We start from the raw sequence: 16,861 nt of genomic DNA on the forward strand, positions 1-16,861 counted from the left end.
CGCGTTGCGACGCGCTATGACAAGACCAAGGAATCCTACCTCGGTTTCGTCGCAATCGCTGCAGTCAAACTATGGATACCCTTTGTCCACGAGCGCTAAATTATTTAAAATAAGCGTAGCATCGTTCACATTTACATTTGAAGGCTTCGACGAGCCGCTGCTGTCAGAACCACCTGAAAGACCAGCAAGGTCGACGGCAGCGCTATCAAGGACATTGATAGTGCCATTACCTGTAAGTGGGTCAGTATCACTGCCGATTACCAAAGTGGCGTTGTCGGATGTCAGTTTCGAACTCTTGCCTGTTACGGTTAAAGTCGGATTATCGCCTGATACGTAACTGTAAGTGTTATTGTCGCCATCGCCATTCAGCTTCAGTTGCCCGCCATTTTTTATGGTCAGGCTCCCTGTCTTGAGAGTTGTGTCCTCACCGCTGCCAATGGTCAAATAGTCAGATGTGGCGGTTTTTCCTTCAATGATTGGGGCTGTGGCGGCCGTGGTTCCGCTGATTATCGCCCTCCCGGCTGTTGGCACATTTCCTGAAGTCCAATTTGATCCCGTGAACCAGTCAGTGTCGGTCGTGCCATTCCATGTGTCGGTAACAATGGTGGCGCTGGCGGAAGCTCTGCTGACCTCGCAATAAAAGCTGCCTGCCTCACAGCGATCTGCAGCGTTTACCGGAATTGCAAACAGCAAAGCTCCGACGGCGACACTGGAGAGCAACATTGCACGCACGGGCTGGTGATAAAAATCGGACTTCGTCATCAAATAAGTCTCCCACCCGCCGGGCAACCCACGGGCATAAATAGTCATTCAGCTTGAAACCAGTCGAGAGTCATCAAAACAGGCAATGCGCCATCAGAGAGATGGGTCAGTAACTCAAAACCTGTTAACGCAGATTATCGCCCCTTTAGCTGGTCATAGACATTAAATACAATATAAGTAAATATCACATATCCATGGTAGAGAAATGTATAGCAAGATATAATAATGTCAATGCAGCGCAATAAATAGGGTGTTTTTTAAAACAAAAACTAATTTACGTTGAAAACATATTAGATTTATTTAAATTATTATCATGGGAATTTGAATTGAATTATCGATCCTGTTAAAGTGAAACGAAAATTCATAAGATTATGCTTAACGAAACGGATTTCGAGCGCCGATCTCATTTAATCAGATCGGAACATGCTCTAACGTCGACGGCTGGAACCGGGTGTAGCCTTGGTGTCGACGTCGGAAACACTGGCCGCTCTCTCAAGGGGCTTATCCTTCCATGGTGTATCTGTAGGTTTCGTTTGTTCAAGGCTGTTCTCCTTCAACAATATTGAAGCAGAATTACATATTAAAAGGATTCCTTGAATGCAGACAGAGCCTAAAGCGTTCTCTCAAACAAAAAGACATGGCGTTTTCCGAGAAAGACTATTTGCCACCAGCCGCAAAGCTGATAACTCCTTCAGCCAGAAAGCTTCTCATCGGTATTCACAATGACCTTGCTCTTCATTTCATTTTTTGCAAGCGCCATTCTTTGTGGTGCCGGACTTTACATCTTATCGGTCTTCCTGCCGCCGTCATTCCTTGCCGCAGGTTTTAATCCGCGATCAAACCACAGCATCCCAGCGCAACAAATTGGTGGACTTGCTCTTGTTCCCGCAGCGCTCGCCATTCTGTTGATGTTTGGAGCGGACCTCGAAATCCCTATTGAATTGATAATCTGGTTGTCATCGGCATCCGCATTGTTGTGGATGATCGGTATTTTGGATGATCGGTTTGAGCTGCCCGTTTATCTGCGTTTTGGTTCGCAAATATTGGCCAGTTGCCTCGTGCTCTACGGTTTGGGGCCTGACTTCCGGCTTTTGCCTGCCTTGCTTCCCCATTGGTTTGAGGCGGTAATGATCGTCGTTTTTCTGGTTACCGCCATTAACATTACGAATTTCATGGATGGCTTGGATTTGATGACCGTTGCAGGTCTTGGTATTCCCTTGATGGGGGTTGCCTTTCTGACGATGCTACATCTATCGGGTATTGAAAGCGGAGCGCTTGCAGCGATACTGTCGGGTGGATTGTTCGGCTTTGCATTTTTTAACCGGCCACCGGCACGCATATTCCTTGGCGATTCGGGCAGCTTGCCGCTGGGCCTATTGGCAGGCACAGCCTTGCTTTTGCTGGCACGCGAAACGCATGTCGTGGTCGCACTCATGCTTCCACTATATTACCTGCTTGATGCTGGTACGACGATCATCCTGCGCCTGGTCGCCAAAGAGAATATTCTGAAAGCCCATTCAAAACATGCGTATCAGGTGGCAAAGAGATCCGGCTGGAGCGTGCTGAAAGTCGTCAGTCATATCGCGCTTTTAAATGTTATTTTGGTCCTGTGTGCCACAGCAATGTTGCATTTTGATCATTTGCTATCGCAGGTTATATTTTTGCTTGTGGCCGTTGTTGCCGTGCTGATCCTGCTGCTGGATCTGCGTGGGCGCTTCAGAAAGCTATAACGTCAAAAAGTACCTTGCGCACGGCATCCACATCTTCCGTTTCCATTGCGGCGCGCAATGCATTCAGGCTTGTTATCACATCTACATCCGCTTTCTTACCTTTTGGTGCGCGCATGATCTTTGGATGGCGGGTGGGCTGTGCATGTGATGGATCGTAGAAGAGTTCTTCATACATCTTTTCGCCTTCGCGAATGCCAGTCACTTCGATCGCAATGTCACCGTTGGGGTTATCCGCGTTGCGTACGGTGAGGCCTGCCAGAAGAATCATGTTTTCTGCAAGGTCGCGAACTTTCACTGGTTCGCCCATTTCCAGCAAAACGGTGTCGCCTGATTCAGCAATGGCACCAGATTGCACGATCAGTTCGGCGGCTTCCTTGATCGACATGAAATAGCGTGTCATGTCTTCATGGGTGAGTGTAATTGGTCCGCCATTGGTGATTTGCTCGCGGAAAAGTGGAACAACCGAGCCATTTGATCCCAGAACATTGCCGAAACGGACGGAATAGAAAGACTTTTTCAGGCCGGCATTTTCGGCAAGCATTCCGTAGTGGTATACGACGAGTTCTGCCCAGCGTTTGGTCGCGCCCATCACATTTGTAGGGCGAACGGCCTTGTCAGATGAAATAAGCACCATACGCTCGACATCTGTTGCAAGCGCTGCTGCCGCAACATTGAGCGTGCCGAAGACATTGTTGCAAATGCCGACCAACACATTTTTTTCCACAAGCGGAACATGTTTATAGGCAGCGCAATGGTAGACAGTATCGACACGATACTGTCGGATGGCTTTTTCAGGGGCGTGTATGTCTTGCACTGAACCCAGAACCGGGATCACTTCGCAGCCTGCAATCTGCTTGAGCTGTCGCTCCACCTGATAAAGAGCGAACTCACTTGATTCAAAGAGAACAATGCACTCGGGATTCCATTGAGCAATTGTCTGGCAAAGCTGGCTGCCGATTGATCCACCCGCACCCGTGACCATGATGCGATGCCCTTCAACGACTTCGCGCAAAAGATTGGTATCCGGCGGTACAGGGGAACGCCCGAGAAGATCGTCAATCTCGACATTCCGTAATGCGCTGACCAGATATTTGCCCGCCGTCAGGTCGGCAATTGGAGGAAGAATGCGCGTGCTGACCGGCAAACGGCCCAGCAGACGAGCCAGTTCCTGCCTCTGTTCCTGCGACAATTCGGGTTCGGAAATAACGACCTGTTTAACGCCGTAATTCTCAATGAGTTCAGGAATTTGACTGGCGGGATAAACGCGCAGTCCCGTGATATCCATGCCGTTTAGTTTGTTGTTGGGATCGACAAATCCAATCACCTGGGTGTCGCTGTGGCTTCGCAAAGCGGCAGCAAGCTGACGTCCCGGTTCGCCAACGCCGATAATGAGAGCAGTACTGGAATAGGTCTTTGTGGTGTCTGCATGACGCAGAAGCCATTTTGCGCCAAATCGACTTGCAGAAATAAGAACAGTGCTCAAAAGCCAGTATAACAAAGGCACCGAGCGGGGCAGGCCTGAACCGCCATAGAGTTCCATGAGGAACACAAGCGCCACCCAGAACAGTGCAGCAATAGCGGTTGCCTGAAAAATCGGCCAGATGGAGCGCTCTGCAAGATAGCGGATTATCGCACGATAAAGTCCGAAGCGAACGAAGACGGGAATACCGAGAAAGGGAGTTATCAGAATAAGAAAAAGCTGGGCTTGCGTGGGTACAAAAACGAAACCCAGACGCATGGCAAAGGCAAGGTAAGCACTGAGCAATAGCAGAGCACAGTCGCTTATAAGCAGGATGATCTGCTTACACAATCGCGGCAGGCCCGCAAGCCTTTGCCATGGATAGTTCAAACGCATACGCAATATATCCTGTGCCTCACTCGCTAAGAGAGCAAAGCCGTTTTTAGCATCAGTTGCAACTGGCTAAAATACGCTCTCTCTTTGCTTGCTGGCGTTGAAAACAAACCACTCAAATCATCGTTATCATGAGTCCCGAATGGGAGCCATATCAATTGCTATTACAACAGCTTACCAAAAACTAAACCGGAAATTGGCCTTCGTTTCTTCACTTGGGAGCATTGTTGAGAGCGCATTCCGAAAAGCGTGAAACGGCTTTCGGATAAGATGCCCATTTAAACATTTCTTTAGAGCGCGTTTCGATCAGTTTCAATCACGTTAGCACGCGTTTTAAAGAAATATTGATGCCATGAAGGGCGGAAAGTCACTGCTTTTGTCGCGTTATTCGCGTTGTTTCGGCCCTGAAAACGGGCAATTGACATGTTTTCCATTCTGCTTTAGAACAAAATCAACAAAAGTGCATTAAATACACATTTGTTGATTCGAGTATCTTAGGGAGGAAAAGAATGCTCAATCGCCGTACTCTGCTCGTGGCTTTTACAGCCCTTTCAACGTCTTTGATGTTGCCGTCCATCGCCTTTGCCGATGGGCTTAAAATTGGTTTTAGCCAAGTAACACTACAGTCCCCCTTTTACGTTCAGTTGAAGGAAGGTGCTGAGGCCGCTGCCAAAGCTTCGGGAAATTCGCTTGTCTTTCTTGACGCCAATGGTGATGTGAGCAAGCAAAACAACGATATTCAGGATCTCATCACGCAGGGCGTGGATGCGATCATCATTAATCCGGTTAATCCGGATGCAGTTGTGCCATCGCTTGAAGCGGCTGTGAGTGCCGGAATTCCGGTTATAACTGTTGACCGCAGTGTTAATGGCGATGGTGTGACTGCGCATATCGGGCGCGATAACAAGAAAATGGGACAGCGCGTCGGGGAGGCCGTTCTTGCCAAGCTGGAAGCCGATGGCGTTGAAAGTGCCAAGATCATTGAAATTCAGGGTGATGCTGGTGGCGCGGTGATGATGGATCGTCGCGACGGTTTTCATAAGGCGTTTGAAGGCAGTAAGCACATGATTGTTGCCGGACCTTATGCTGAATATATAAGGGCCAATGCTGTGACAGCGATGCAGGACTTGTTGCAGGCTAATCCTGACGTGAAAGTCGTTTACGCACATAATGATGATATGGCGCTCGGTGCTTTGCAGGTCTTACAGGAAAGCGGCCGCAATGATGTGTCCGTTGCGGGTGTCGATGGATTGTCTGAAGCGCTTGAGGCAATGTCGAAAGGGGATCATTACATAGCAACGGCGCTTAATGATCCGAAATATCTGGGTGATGTAACCATTCAGGTTGCCGTTCAGGCGGCTGCAAAGAAAGATGTGCCTAAGTTCGTTGATGCCGGAACGGAGGTCGTCACAAAAGACAATGTGAGTAAGTTCCCGCATGAGGGCTTGTTTGCCGAGTACCGTCCAGAGGTTCTCGCAAAGTAATCAGCTCAATTTCAAGCGTTCAGGCAGGGGGCGCTTGAAGAAGTAAAACGGGCCGCTGGTGTGAAAAAACAGCGGTTCGCGTGGCTGACTTTTGTCCAAACCTTGCCAACAGATCCACTTCAAATCTCAAAATGACTCAGGATTTTTCCATGCGCGCAGCAGTATTATATACGCCCGGCGATATTCGTATCGAAGATGTACCAGCCCCAGAGCTGCACCCGGGACATGTGATGATACGGGTGGCCTCCGTTGGTGTTTGCGGGTCTGACTTGCCGCGTATGCTCATCAAAGGTGCGCATAAAATGCCTATTATCTGTGGGCATGAGTTTTCGGGGCATATTACCGAGATAGGCGAGGGCGTTGAGGGTTTTGAGTTGGGTGAACTGGTGGCTATTCCACCCATGTTGCCCTGTCAGAAATGTGATCAATGTCAAAGAGGTCAGTTCTCGCGCTGCCGCGATTATGATTATTTTGGCTCACGCAGAGACGGTGCGTATGCAGAATTTGTCTGCGTTCCCGTAGAAAATCTTTTGAAGACGCCAAAGGGGCTTGATCCGCGCGCGGTTGCCATGACAGACCCGGCCTCCATTGCCCTTCATGCGATTTGGAAAGCCGGTGGCGTAACAATCGGTCAGCGCGGAGCTGTAATCGGTTGCGGTCCCATTGGTCTGTTTGCGATCCAGTGGATGAAACTGATGGGTGCAAGTGAGGTCGTTGCGATCGACGTTTCACAAAAGAAGCTTGACCTTGCCCGTGAAGCAGGAGCCAGCCACACATTCCTGCCGGAAGAGGATATTCCAGCAGGTTTGCTTTGCAACATTATTGTGGAAGCAGCGGGGCATCCATCATCGATCAATGCGGCGGTCAAATTGGCGGCTCCCGGTGGGCATGTCGTCTTCATCGGCATTCCGGTTGCTGATGTCACGCTGGAGACCAAAACGTTCCAGCATTTTCTGCGTCAGGAAATTTCGCTGCATGGTTCGTGGAATTCATTCGGCGCGCCATATCCGGGTCCGCAATGGACTGTGACACTGGAGAAGCTGGGGTCGGGTGATTTGAAGTGGGAGTTCATGATCAGTCATGATCTGGACCTCTCGGAGCTTCCGGGAATGTTCGATAAATTCAAATCTGACAAGGCGCTGTTTTTTTCGAAAGTCATGTTTCGCCCCTGATTATACGGGGCGCTAGTATACCAATCGGGAGTTGGTATAGGGAGGATTTACATGACATATGTTCTTAGTTTTGATCTTGGCACCGGCAGCGTGCGTGCGGGTGTTTATGACCTTGCGCAGCGCAACATGGTGGCCGTTGCCGAAGTGCAATACAGCACAATCTATCCGCGTGCCGGGTGGGCCGAACAGCAGCCTGATGAATGGTGGGATGCGCTTTTGATCGCCGGTCGAAAGGCAATCGATAAAAGTGGCATCCATGATGTCGCCGCTCTGTGTGTTGCGACCACCGCGTCGACTGTCGCCCTGTGCACCAAGGATGGCAAGCCGCTGCGTCCTGCACTTTTATGGATGGATTGCCGGGCAACCGCCGAAGCACAGGCCACCAGTAAAATCGATCATCCGGTCATGGCTTATAGCGGTGGCGGGGATGCCGTTGAGTGGCTTGTTCCTAAGGCCATGTGGCTTGCACGCCATGAGCCGGAAATCTATGCGCGCGCTGATATCATTTGTGAAGCGCTTGATTTTATTAACTTTCGATTGGTGGGGGAGTGGGTGGGCTCGCGCATGAACGCGGCCTGCAAGTGGAATTACGATTCCTTCGCATCCCGGTTCGTCCCCGAGGTCTATCAGCAGCTCGGTATTGAAGAACTTATCGACAAACTCCCGCAGCGCATCATTCCTGTGGGAGGAACAATCGGCGTTCTTCAAAAGCACGTCGCTGAAGCGCTCGGTCTTTCTTCCTGTCCGATCATCGCGCAGGGCGGTATTGATGCCCATATCGGCATGCTGGGTTCCGATACGGTTGACGTTGGCTCAATGCTGGCAATTGGTGGCACGTCCAACGTGTTTCTCACGCATCTTTCCGGTTATGGTGATGTCAACGGTTTCTGGGGACCATACCCTAATGCGTTGCTGGATGATTTCTGGCTTGTCGAAGCGGGGCAGGTATCAACCGGCTCCATTCTCAACTGGTTGAGCGGTCAGATTTTCGGGCTCAATGCGGAAGAACATCGGGCGCTCATTCAGCAGGCAAGTAGCGCGCAGAAAGCTGGCTCCGGCCTGCTCACGCTTGATTACTGGATGGGGAATCGGACACCTTATCGTGATGGGCATTTACGCGGTGCCATGCTGGGGCTTTCGCTTGGACATGGCAGGGCCGATATTTATGCATCCGCCGTTGATGCTATTGCGCTTGGCTCGGCCAATGTTCTGCATTCTCTGGAAAAGCGCGATGTCACGATTGACCGTATCGTTATGGCGGGCGGCATTTGCAAGAATCCGCTTTGGCTTCAAACCACGGTCGATGCACTTGCGCGTCCTGTTCTGGTTGCGCAAAGCGATAATCTTTCGCTGATTGGTGCTTCCGTCAGTGCGGCACATGCTCTGGGCTTTTTCCCCGATCTCATGACGGCTGCAAAAAATTGCGCTGCATATACAAAGGAATTGCATCCCAATGCGGTGCGCAGCAGCTGGTTCGCAGATACATTGGAGCTTTATCGCGAAGCAACTGCAGCGCTGACTCCCACGCTGCATCGGTTGTCTGCGCGACAGGCAACAGGAGCTCCAATATGAACGACAGCCGTTTGAACCCTTCCGTCCGTCTTCCTTCCGACGAACAGCGCGAGCATCTCATGGTGCGCGTTGCCAAGCTTTATTACGAAATGGAGCGGACACAGAGCGAGATCGCCAAGGAGCTGGGGCTGACGCGCTGGCAGGTCGGACGGCTTATGACGGAAGCGAAAGAACTCGGTGTCGTCAGGATAGAGATCACGCCGCGCGCGCAGCGGCGGACCGAACTCGAGATCATGCTGCAACAGCAATATAACCTTCTTGATGCGATTGTAGTACCGACGGGTGATAGCACCGATTCCAGTCTACTGATGGAAAGTGTTGCACAGGCAGCAGCCAATTATCTGGCCGCCATGCATCCTAAGCCAACGCTGATCGGTGTCTCATGGGGGCGCACCATGTCGGCTCTGGCCAAGTTCTTGCCGGGCAACTGGTGCCCCGGGTTGCATGTTGTTCTTGTGAATGGGTCCACACATCTGCATTCAACGACGGTCAGAACCAGTGCTGTTGCCGAAGAATTTGCCGCCGCCGCAGGCAATGGCAAAACCACTTTGCTGCCGGTTCCGGCCATTCTTGGTAAGAAAACCACGCGCGATGCGCTGGAGGAAGACCCGATTGTCGAACGTGTGATGGAACTGGCCGAACAAGCCGAAACGGTTTGCTTCGGCATGGGCGGGATCACGCATCAGTCTGTCCTTTTAAGCTCAGGCTACCTGACTGAAAGCGATATTGATCGTCTGCGTGACGCAGGTGCTGTCGGCGATATTCTTGGACGCTTCATCGATGGAAAAGGCGTCATCGTCGATAGCGCCATCGATGATCGTACCCTTGGTCTGCGTCTTGAATCCCTTTGCAAGAAGCAACACAGCATCGGCGTCGTTTCCGGTCCCGAAAAACACAATATCGCCGTTGCAGCCCTTGCAGCAGGATACCTCAAGGTAATCGTGACGGACGAGGCAACAGCAAGACATGCCCTTGAGGTTTCAAATGTCCCATAGCGTTCTGTCCGTAAGCCATGTTTCCAAGCGGTTTCCTCCCAACATTGTTGCGTTGGAGCATGCTTCAATTGATATCCAAAAAGGCGAGATACATTGCCTGTTGGGCGCAAATGGCGCTGGCAAATCGACGTTTCTCAAGATTATTGCCGGTGCGCTGCGCCCATCCACCGGAACGGTTGCGATAGACGGAAAAACTGTTTCGCCAAGATCACCGTCGGAAGCCTCCCGCCTTGGTGTTTCGATGATTTATCAGGAGCTTGATCTGGTTCCGCAGCTCAGCGTCGAAGAAAACATGTTTCTTGGGCATGCGCCGGCAAGTTTCGGTTTTTTGAGGAAAAAGGATCGTCGGCGCAAGGCCATTGAAGCATTGCGGCGGGTGGGGGCGAATTTTGCGCCGGATGTGCGCGTTGAAACGCTTTCGGTCGCCAATCAGCAACTCACCGCAATCGCGCGTTCGCTGACCATGAATGCAAAAATCATTATTATGGATGAGCCTTCAGCAGCGCTGAATGAAACCGAACTCAAAAGCGTTTTCGAGGTTATTCGCGATCTGACGCGCCAAGGGGTCGCGATCCTTTATGTCAGCCACCGTCTTGGCGAACTGCGCGAAATCGGCGATCGCGTGACGGTCTTGCGCGGTGGAAGGACGATTGAAACTTTTGATTTGAGTTCAACCGGCGATGAAGCGCTGGTCGGGGCGATCATTGGCCGCGAGCGCTCGCTGGTGGAACGGCAGGAGCGCTCGCCGGTCGCCGGTGATGTGGCGCTGAAAGTAACGAGCCTCAAGGGGGACGAAGGGCTTCATATTGAAGGGTTTGAACTGCGGTGGGGGGAAGTGAGCGGGTTGACCGGGCTTAATGGTTCCGGTCGCACGAGTTTTCTAAAGTCATTGTTTGGCGCGCGCGCTTTTCAGGGCGATATTCATTTGGATGGCAAGCCTTTCAAGCCGCGCTATCCGTCTGACGCCATTCAATCCGGCTTGGGACTGGTGCCGGAAAATCGAAAGACGGAAGGGCTTATCCTTCATGCACCGATCTATAAGAACGCAACCTTGCCTGCGATGCGTTCGCGCTGGCTCACACGCCATAATTTTCAGAAAGAACGCACGCGGCCAATTCTTGCCAGCCTTTCAACAAAATATGGTTCTCCCGAACAGGCCGTGATTCAGCTTTCTGGCGGCAACCAGCAAAAGGTTGTTCTGGCCAAGTGGATTATCAATGGTGCGCGCATCCTTCTGCTCGATGAACCTAGTCGCGGTCTTGATATCGGAGCCAAGGCCGATCTTTACAATCTGGTGCATCGTCTTGCCGATGAAGGTGCTGCCGTTATCGTCGCCAGCAGCGAACTCGATGAACTTTATTCTGCCTGCGACAGCATCTGGGTCTTCCATGAGGGCCGGATTATCGCGCGCTACGATCCTTCAAAAACCGATCGTGACACGATCCTGAAAACAACAATTCTGGGGGACAGTTACCATGTCCAGCACTGACACACCCTTGTTTGCCGTTCCCGAAGGCCGTGCTTCCTTGAGCAAGCGGCTGATCAATCTGGCAGTTGAGTATAATTTTATTGTCATTTTTTTGCTGGTTGTGGCGATTGCAGCAACCCTTTCCAGCAATTTTCTTACATTTGGCAATATCGCGAACCTGTTTCAGCAGGCGTCGGTTGTTGGCATCGTCGCGGTTGGCATGACATTCGTCATTCTGACAGGGAATATCGATTTGTCGGTGGGAAGTGTGGCGGCCTTGTGCGGCATGCTGGTCGCCGTGCTTATGGCTCAGGGCTATGATCCTGTTGTGGCTGTTGCTGTGACCGCCTTTGCAGGCATGGCTTGCGGCGCTGCCATGGGCGCCATTTCAGCGCTCGCTCAGGTGCCGAGTTTCATTATCACACTGGCAGGTCTGGTTTCGTTTCGCGGCCTGACATATTTGTTGACCGATGGCGTGCCTGTGAGCGGTCTACCGGCAGGCTTTGCAACGATCAGTTCAACGATGGTTCCCATTTTCCCCGGCTTTTCCATAGCCTCTATGGGAATAATCTTCATTGCGCTTTGTATCATCGCAGGTCTGGTTCTTCGCTATACGGTGTTTGGTGAATATGTCTATGCGACGGGTGGAAATCCTGAAGCAGCACGCCTTTCCGGCTTGCCAACCCGTGGCATGATCATTGCCGTCTTTGCAATTTCAGGCCTTATGGCGTCGATCGCTGGCATCGTGCTCACCTCCCGTTTGCGCATCGGACAACCCACGGCGGCACAAGGGCTTGAACTGGATGCAATCGCCGCCGTTGTGCTGGGTGGCACAAGCCTTTTTGGCGGACGCGGCAGCATATTGGGCACGTTCTTTGCTGTAATGCTGCTTCAGGTGCTCCGAAACATCTTCAATCTGCTTGGTTGGGGTTCCTTCTATCAGATGACGGTGACCGGGGTCATTATTGTCGCCGCCATTCTTCTCAACAGATTTATCGATCATAGAAAGGGCCGAGGATGACGGTCTCAATGCCTGCTAGCTTTACAATGGTTTCTTCCAGCGAGATTATGGCTGAAACGACCATGGATTTTCCCCGCAACACTGGCACTCTTCTCAAGCCTGACTGGTTTGAAGATGTTGTTGTGAACCGCAGTGCATCCGAGCGTCGCACGGTGAATCTGTCGACGCGCCGTTCGATCAAGAAAGAATATCAGGCCGCATGGCTTGTTCGGGCGGTGCAATGTATCGACCTGACCACGCTTGCCGGTGATGACACGGAAGGCCGCGTGCGCAGATTGTGCGCCAAGGCACGGCGTCCTGTGCGGGATGATATTCTTGAAGCGCTCGGCCTTGGCGATGCCGGCATTACGACGGGGGCGGTCTGCGTTTACCCGACCATGGTGCCGCATGCCGTCAAAGCCCTTGAAGGGTCCGGCATTCCTGTGGCCTCAGTTGCGACCGGCTTTCCGGCAGGGCTGACCCCACTGCCGCTGCGGCTTGCCGAGATCACCTATGCGGTTGAGCAGGGTGCCGATGAAATCGATATTGTGATCACCCGCGAGCATGTGCTGAAGCAAAACTGGTCAGCGCTTTATGACGAGATTGCCGCCATGCGCGAAGCCTGTGGCGAGGCGCATATGAAAGCTATTCTTGCAACCGGTGATCTCAACACGCTCACCAATGTCTATCGCGCGTCAATGGTTGCGATGCAGGCAGGCTCCGACTTCATCAAGACCTCGACCGGCAAGGAAGATGTCAACGCGACACTGCCGGTCAGTCTGACCATGGTGCGGGCTTTGCGTGATTATGGCGAGTTGTCCGGTCAGATCGTCGGCTTCAAGCCAGCCGGTGGTTTGAAGAGCGCCAAGGATGCATTGGCCTGGCTCATCTTGATGAAAGAGGAACTCGGCAATCGTTGGCTGGAACCGGATCTGTTTCGCCTGGGGGCTTCGTCGATGCTTGGCGATATTGAACGGCAATTGGAGCACTTCGTGACCGGACGCTATTCGAGCGCCAACCGTCACGCTGCTGCATAAGGATACTATAAATGCGACCTATCAAGGACATTCTGAAGACCATGGAATATGGACCTTCCCCGGAAGCAAACGGCGATGTGAATGCGTGGCTGGAACAGCACGGCCGTTCTTTCGGTCATTATATCAACGGCACTTTCGTCAAACCGGAAGGCCGTCAGACCATTGCTGTGGCCAATCCTGCCAATGGCGACAAGCTGGCAGAGATCACGCTTGGTACAGAGGAAGATGTTGATCAGGCTGTCAAAGCTGCGCGTGGCGCTTTTGGCAAATGGTCGAAACTCTCCGGTCATGACCGCGCAAAATATCTCTATGCCATTGCACGCCACATCCAGAAGCGTGAGCGCTTTTTGTCGGTTCTCGAAGCCATGGACAATGGCAAACCGCTGCGTGAAACCCGCGACATCGATATTCCGCTGGCTGCGCGCCATTTTTACCATCATGCCGGCTGGGCTGAGATGGTCGAAGATGAGTTCAAGGGCTTTTCACCCGTTGGCGTTTGCGGGCAAGTGATTCCGTGGAATTTTCCGTTGTTGATGCTGGCCTGGAAAATCGCGCCAGCTTTGGCTGCCGGCAACACTGTGGTGCTGAAGCCTGCGGATCTCACCCCTCTCACAGCCATTGCCTTTGCTGAAATCTGTCATGAAGTCGGCCTTCCTGCGGGGGTGGTCAATATCGTGCAGGGTGATGGCACAACGGGTGCAAGCATCTGCGGCCATGAAAACGTCGATAAAGTTGCCTTCACCGGATCAACGCAGGTGGGCCGCATTATTCGCGAGCAGATTGCAGGGTCGGGCAAAAAGCTCTCGCTCGAGCTTGGTGGCAAGTCACCTTTCATCGTGTTTGAAGATGCTGATCTTGATGCTGCGGTTGAAGGCGTGGTTGATGCGATTTGGTTTAATCAGGGCGAAGTTTGTTGTGCGGGTTCGCGTCTTCTTGTGCAGGAAGGCATTGCAGAGCGCTTTTATGCCAAGCTGAAAAAGCGCCTTGAAACCTTACGTGTTGGTGATCCGCTTGATAAATCCACAGATGTTGGGGCGATCGTATCGCCCACGCAGGTGAAGCGTATTTCTGATTTAATCCAGAAAGGCGTGGAGGAGGGCGGTCAACTCTGGCAGACCCCAAATCCCCTGCCTGTCAAGGGCAACTACATCGCACCCGGCTTCTTCACTGATGTCGATCAGGCGGCCACCGTCTGTCAGGTTGAAATCTTTGGACCGATTGCGGCTGCCACAACTTTCCGTACACCAGATGAAGCCGTCTTGCTTGCAAACAATACGCGTTACGGTCTTGCAGCCTCGATCTGGTCAGAGAACATCAATGTTGCACTTGATCTTGCGGCGCGCGTGAAAGCCGGTGTTGTCTGGATCAACTGCACCAATATGCTCGATGCGGGTGCAGGTTTTGGCGGTTATCGTGAAAGTGGCTATGGCCGTGAAGGGGCACGCGAAGGTCTTTACGAATATCTGAGCGCCGACTGGGAAAAGGCGCTCGTCGCTCTCAAGCCTCTTGAAAATTTTGTCCCTTCCGCCTTGCCATCGGGCAGCGAAAAGATTGTCATTCATGGCATCGATCGCACGATGAAGAACTATATTGGTGGCAAGCAGGCGCGTCCCGATAGCGGTTACAGCTATTCGGTTACAGGCAAAGGTGGTGCCGTCATTGGTCAGGCTGGCATCAGCAACCGCAAGGACATTCGCAATGCGGTTGAAGCCGCAGCCAAAGCATCAGGCTGGAGCAATGCGACAGCGCATAACCGTGCACAGGTGCTCTATTATCTTGGCGAAAATCTGGATACACGCCGTGATGACTTCATCCATTGCCTCGTGGAAAGCACCGGCGTGAGCGAAAAGAAAGCTGCTGACGAGGTTGAAGCATCGCTGCGCCGGATTTTCTATTATGCGGCACAGGCTGATAAGTTCGACGGTGCAGTCCATTCGACCAAATCGCGTCATGTGACGCTCGCTATGAACGAGCCATGGGGTGTGATGGGAATTGTCTGCCCGGATGAGGCGCCGCTGCTCTCACTCGTTTCGCTAGTGCTGCCTGCCATTGCCATGGGCAATCGCACGGTGGTCGTGCCTTCAAGCCGTCATCCGTTGATTGCGGGCGATTTCTATCAGCTGCTTGATACATCGGACGTGCCAGGCGGGGTCGTGAATATCGTTGCCGGCGAGCGTGACCTGCTGACAAAAACCCTTGCCGAGCACGACGAGATGGCAGCCCTTTGGTATTTTGGCTCGAAGGAAGGCAGCGCTATGGTGGAGAAGGCATCGGCTGGAAACCTCAAGGCCACGTGGGTCAGCAATGGCCGTTTGCCAAATTGGAGCAACACCCAGGAGGCGCAGGGCCGCGACTACTTGCGCAAAGCTATACAGGTTAAAAACATTTGGGTGCCTTACGGCGCATAACAACAAAGGCCCGGATAATTAACCGGGCCTTTTAACTGGGAATAGAAGGGCTGGTCTGAGTTGATGCAACGGGTTACGTGGTGAATGCTGCTGGGAACAGACCCGGCATGGATGTGAGCGAGCCTTGAATTATCAAGATAGTAGTTCAGCTCTTCTTACACAGACAGCATCCGTGCGGCCGTGAGGTTAAGGCTCAAAGCGCGACGGATAGCGACGAATATATAAGAGTGATGCTAATTAACTGTCAGAGTGACCTTCTAAAACATGAAGGTCACTCTGTATTGATATACTATAAGAGTCTTTTATTTTGAAAACAGAAGTTTCCAAACGCTTCCACCTAGGACACCACCGAGTAATGGCGCCGCCCAGAAAAGCCAAAGTTGGCTAAGAGCTGGAACAGCGGCAAATAGCGCAACACCTGTTGACCGAGCTGGATTGACAGATGTGTTTGCAATTGGTCCAGACATCAGAATTATCGCTGTAAGGCACAAGCCGATGGCAATCGGTGCGATACTTTCTACTGCAGGCGACGATGTTGTGCTCAGGATGACAAAGATGAACATGCCTGTCAAAACAGTTTCAGCGATCGCGGCGGAAAGAATATTGTAGTGATCCGGTGATAGTTCACCGTAGCCATTGCTTGCAAAACCGCCGATTTCAAACCCGGCTTTGCCAGTGGCGATGATGTAGAGAACGCCAGCGGCAACAACCGAGCCTGCTACCTGAGCTATCCAGTAGGGAACCAGAGATTTGGCTGGAAATTTGCCCGCAACAGCCAATCCCAGCGACACTGCAGGATTGAGATGGGCACCTGAAATTCCACCAACTGAATAAGCCATTGTCATGAGGCTCAGACCAAATGCAAAAGCTATCCCTAAAATACCAATCCCAATATTAGGGAATGCTGCGGAAACAATCGCGGAACCGCAACCAATGAATATAAGCCAGAATGTGCCGATAAACTCGGCTGTTAATTTTTTAAACATAAGTTTTCCTACAAGATAAATATTACTTATTTGGCGATGTCAAAATCACCAAGTAGATGTAAGTTTTGATAAGTTATTTTATTTAGAAAGTCTGCATTAACGCGCATTCCGAAAAGTTTGGAACGGTTTTCGGATAAGATGCGCGTTAAAACTTATGGTGAGAACGTCGATCTGATTTAATCAGATTAAAACGCGCTTTAGTATCCGTGCGCCGTCTTGAGCGCCGCACGCACACCGGCTTCATAATCAGGATGTACAAGCTTGAAGTGCGCCAACTGGCGTTCGACGATAAAGCGCGGCACACCGCCCATGGCTGCTGCAATGTTTGAGAACAGGCGTTGCTTCTGCCCATCATCAAACAGATTGAACAAAGCACGTGGCTGCGAATAATCATC

13 protein-coding genes are annotated in these 16,861 nt (G+C 51.8%); 9 read left to right on the forward strand and 4 right to left on the reverse strand.

The features are described from left to right. Positions 1–69: 69 nt before the first annotated feature. Positions 70–762, reverse strand: a complete 693-nt coding sequence (locus VBH83_RS18340; protein ID WP_396998977.1) for a hypothetical protein — start codon at positions 760–762, stop codon at positions 70–72. Between the two features lie 722 nt (positions 763–1,484). Between VBH83_RS18340 and VBH83_RS18345 the strand changes: the two genes are divergently transcribed. Further along, positions 1,485–2,492, forward strand: coding sequence for a glycoside hydrolase (locus VBH83_RS18345; protein WP_265987052.1), 1,008 nt, complete (start codon positions 1,485–1,487; stop codon positions 2,490–2,492). Here VBH83_RS18345 and VBH83_RS18350 read toward each other — a convergent pair. After that, the gene (locus VBH83_RS18350; RefSeq protein ID WP_265987051.1) at positions 2,479–4,347 is read right to left on the reverse strand and encodes a nucleoside-diphosphate sugar epimerase/dehydratase; all 1,869 of its coding nucleotides are present in this window, start codon (positions 4,345–4,347) and stop codon (positions 2,479–2,481) included. The genes VBH83_RS18345 and VBH83_RS18350 overlap by 14 nt on opposite strands. A 506-nt stretch (positions 4,348–4,853) precedes the next feature. On the opposite strand from VBH83_RS18350, the gene VBH83_RS18355 reads away from it, so the two are divergent. The 8 genes from VBH83_RS18355 to VBH83_RS18390 all read left to right on the forward strand — a co-directional run bounded on the left by VBH83_RS18355 (position 4,854) and on the right by VBH83_RS18390 (position 15,480). Then, entirely contained in the window at positions 4,854–5,828 is a 975-nt protein-coding gene (locus VBH83_RS18355) for a substrate-binding domain-containing protein (protein WP_265987050.1), read from the forward strand. Positions 5,829–5,977: 149 nt separating this feature from the next. After that, entirely contained in the window at positions 5,978–7,000 is a 1,023-nt protein-coding gene (locus VBH83_RS18360; protein ID WP_265987048.1) for a galactitol-1-phosphate 5-dehydrogenase, read from the forward strand. Positions 7,001–7,051: 51 nt separating this feature from the next. Beyond that, positions 7,052–8,572 carry a ribulokinase gene (locus tag VBH83_RS18365; RefSeq protein WP_265987047.1) on the forward strand — a complete coding sequence of 507 codons (1,521 nt, stop codon included), beginning with the start codon at positions 7,052–7,054 and terminating at the stop codon, positions 8,570–8,572. Then, on the forward strand, positions 8,569–9,567 hold the full coding sequence (locus VBH83_RS18370) for a sugar-binding transcriptional regulator (protein WP_265987046.1): 999 nt from the start codon (positions 8,569–8,571) through the stop codon (positions 9,565–9,567). The genes VBH83_RS18365 and VBH83_RS18370 overlap by 4 nt, the downstream gene beginning before the upstream one ends. Continuing rightward, positions 9,557–11,056, forward strand: a complete 1,500-nt coding sequence (locus VBH83_RS18375) for a sugar ABC transporter ATP-binding protein (RefSeq protein WP_265987045.1) — start codon at positions 9,557–9,559, stop codon at positions 11,054–11,056. Before VBH83_RS18370 ends, VBH83_RS18375 begins: the two co-directional genes overlap by 11 nt. After that, entirely contained in the window at positions 11,043–12,056 is a 1,014-nt protein-coding gene (locus VBH83_RS18380) for an ABC transporter permease (protein WP_265987044.1), read from the forward strand. Before VBH83_RS18375 ends, VBH83_RS18380 begins: the two co-directional genes overlap by 14 nt. 47 nt (positions 12,057–12,103) lie before the next feature. Next, a complete protein-coding gene (gene deoC / locus VBH83_RS18385; RefSeq protein ID WP_265987057.1) occupies positions 12,104–13,072 on the forward strand; it encodes a deoxyribose-phosphate aldolase in 969 nt (322 codons plus the stop codon). Between the two features lie 11 nt (positions 13,073–13,083). Then, the gene (locus VBH83_RS18390; RefSeq protein ID WP_396998978.1) at positions 13,084–15,480 is read left to right on the forward strand and encodes an aldehyde dehydrogenase family protein; all 2,397 of its coding nucleotides are present in this window, start codon (positions 13,084–13,086) and stop codon (positions 15,478–15,480) included. Between the two features lie 302 nt (positions 15,481–15,782). Here the strand turns inward: VBH83_RS18390 and aqpZ are convergent, their stop codons facing one another. Continuing rightward, positions 15,783–16,466: an aquaporin Z gene (aqpZ, locus tag VBH83_RS18395; RefSeq protein ID WP_396998979.1), complete on the reverse strand. Its 684-nt coding sequence runs from the start codon at positions 16,464–16,466 to the stop codon at positions 15,783–15,785. A 197-nt stretch (positions 16,467–16,663) separates the two neighbouring features. Next, on the reverse strand, positions 16,664–16,861 hold a 198-nt coding region (locus VBH83_RS18400), incomplete at its 5' end, for a catalase-related domain-containing protein (RefSeq protein WP_396998980.1).

This window comes from Ochrobactrum sp. S1502_03 (assembly GCF_044435015.1).
Classification (GTDB): domain Bacteria; phylum Pseudomonadota; class Alphaproteobacteria; order Rhizobiales; family Rhizobiaceae; genus Brucella; species Brucella chromiisoli.

What these genes read in the sequence shown, in the direction of transcription:
- VBH83_RS18370 (WP_265987046.1), top strand. Translation starts at nt 8,569, where the DNA reads ATGAACGACAGCCGTTTGAACCCTTCCGTCCGTCTTCCTTCCGACGAA.
- VBH83_RS18380 (WP_265987044.1), top strand. Translation starts at nt 11,043, where the DNA reads ATGTCCAGCACTGACACACCCTTGTTTGCCGTTCCCGAAGGCCGTGCT.
- VBH83_RS18355 (WP_265987050.1), top strand. Translation starts at nt 4,854, where the DNA reads ATGCTCAATCGCCGTACTCTGCTCGTGGCTTTTACAGCCCTTTCAACG.
- VBH83_RS18390 (WP_396998978.1), top strand. Translation starts at nt 13,084, where the DNA reads ATGCGACCTATCAAGGACATTCTGAAGACCATGGAATATGGACCTTCC.
- VBH83_RS18375 (WP_265987045.1), top strand. Translation starts at nt 9,557, where the DNA reads ATGTCCCATAGCGTTCTGTCCGTAAGCCATGTTTCCAAGCGGTTTCCT.
- aqpZ (WP_396998979.1), bottom strand. Translation starts at nt 16,466, where the DNA reads ATGTTTAAAAAATTAACAGCCGAGTTTATCGGCACATTCTGGCTTATA.
- deoC (WP_265987057.1), top strand. Translation starts at nt 12,104, where the DNA reads ATGGCTGAAACGACCATGGATTTTCCCCGCAACACTGGCACTCTTCTC.
- VBH83_RS18350 (WP_265987051.1), bottom strand. Translation starts at nt 4,347, where the DNA reads ATGCGTTTGAACTATCCATGGCAAAGGCTTGCGGGCCTGCCGCGATTG.
- VBH83_RS18365 (WP_265987047.1), top strand. Translation starts at nt 7,052, where the DNA reads ATGACATATGTTCTTAGTTTTGATCTTGGCACCGGCAGCGTGCGTGCG.
- VBH83_RS18340 (WP_396998977.1), bottom strand. Translation starts at nt 762, where the DNA reads ATGACGAAGTCCGATTTTTATCACCAGCCCGTGCGTGCAATGTTGCTC.
- VBH83_RS18360 (WP_265987048.1), top strand. Translation starts at nt 5,978, where the DNA reads ATGCGCGCAGCAGTATTATATACGCCCGGCGATATTCGTATCGAAGAT.
- VBH83_RS18345 (WP_265987052.1), top strand. Translation starts at nt 1,485, where the DNA reads ATGACCTTGCTCTTCATTTCATTTTTTGCAAGCGCCATTCTTTGTGGT.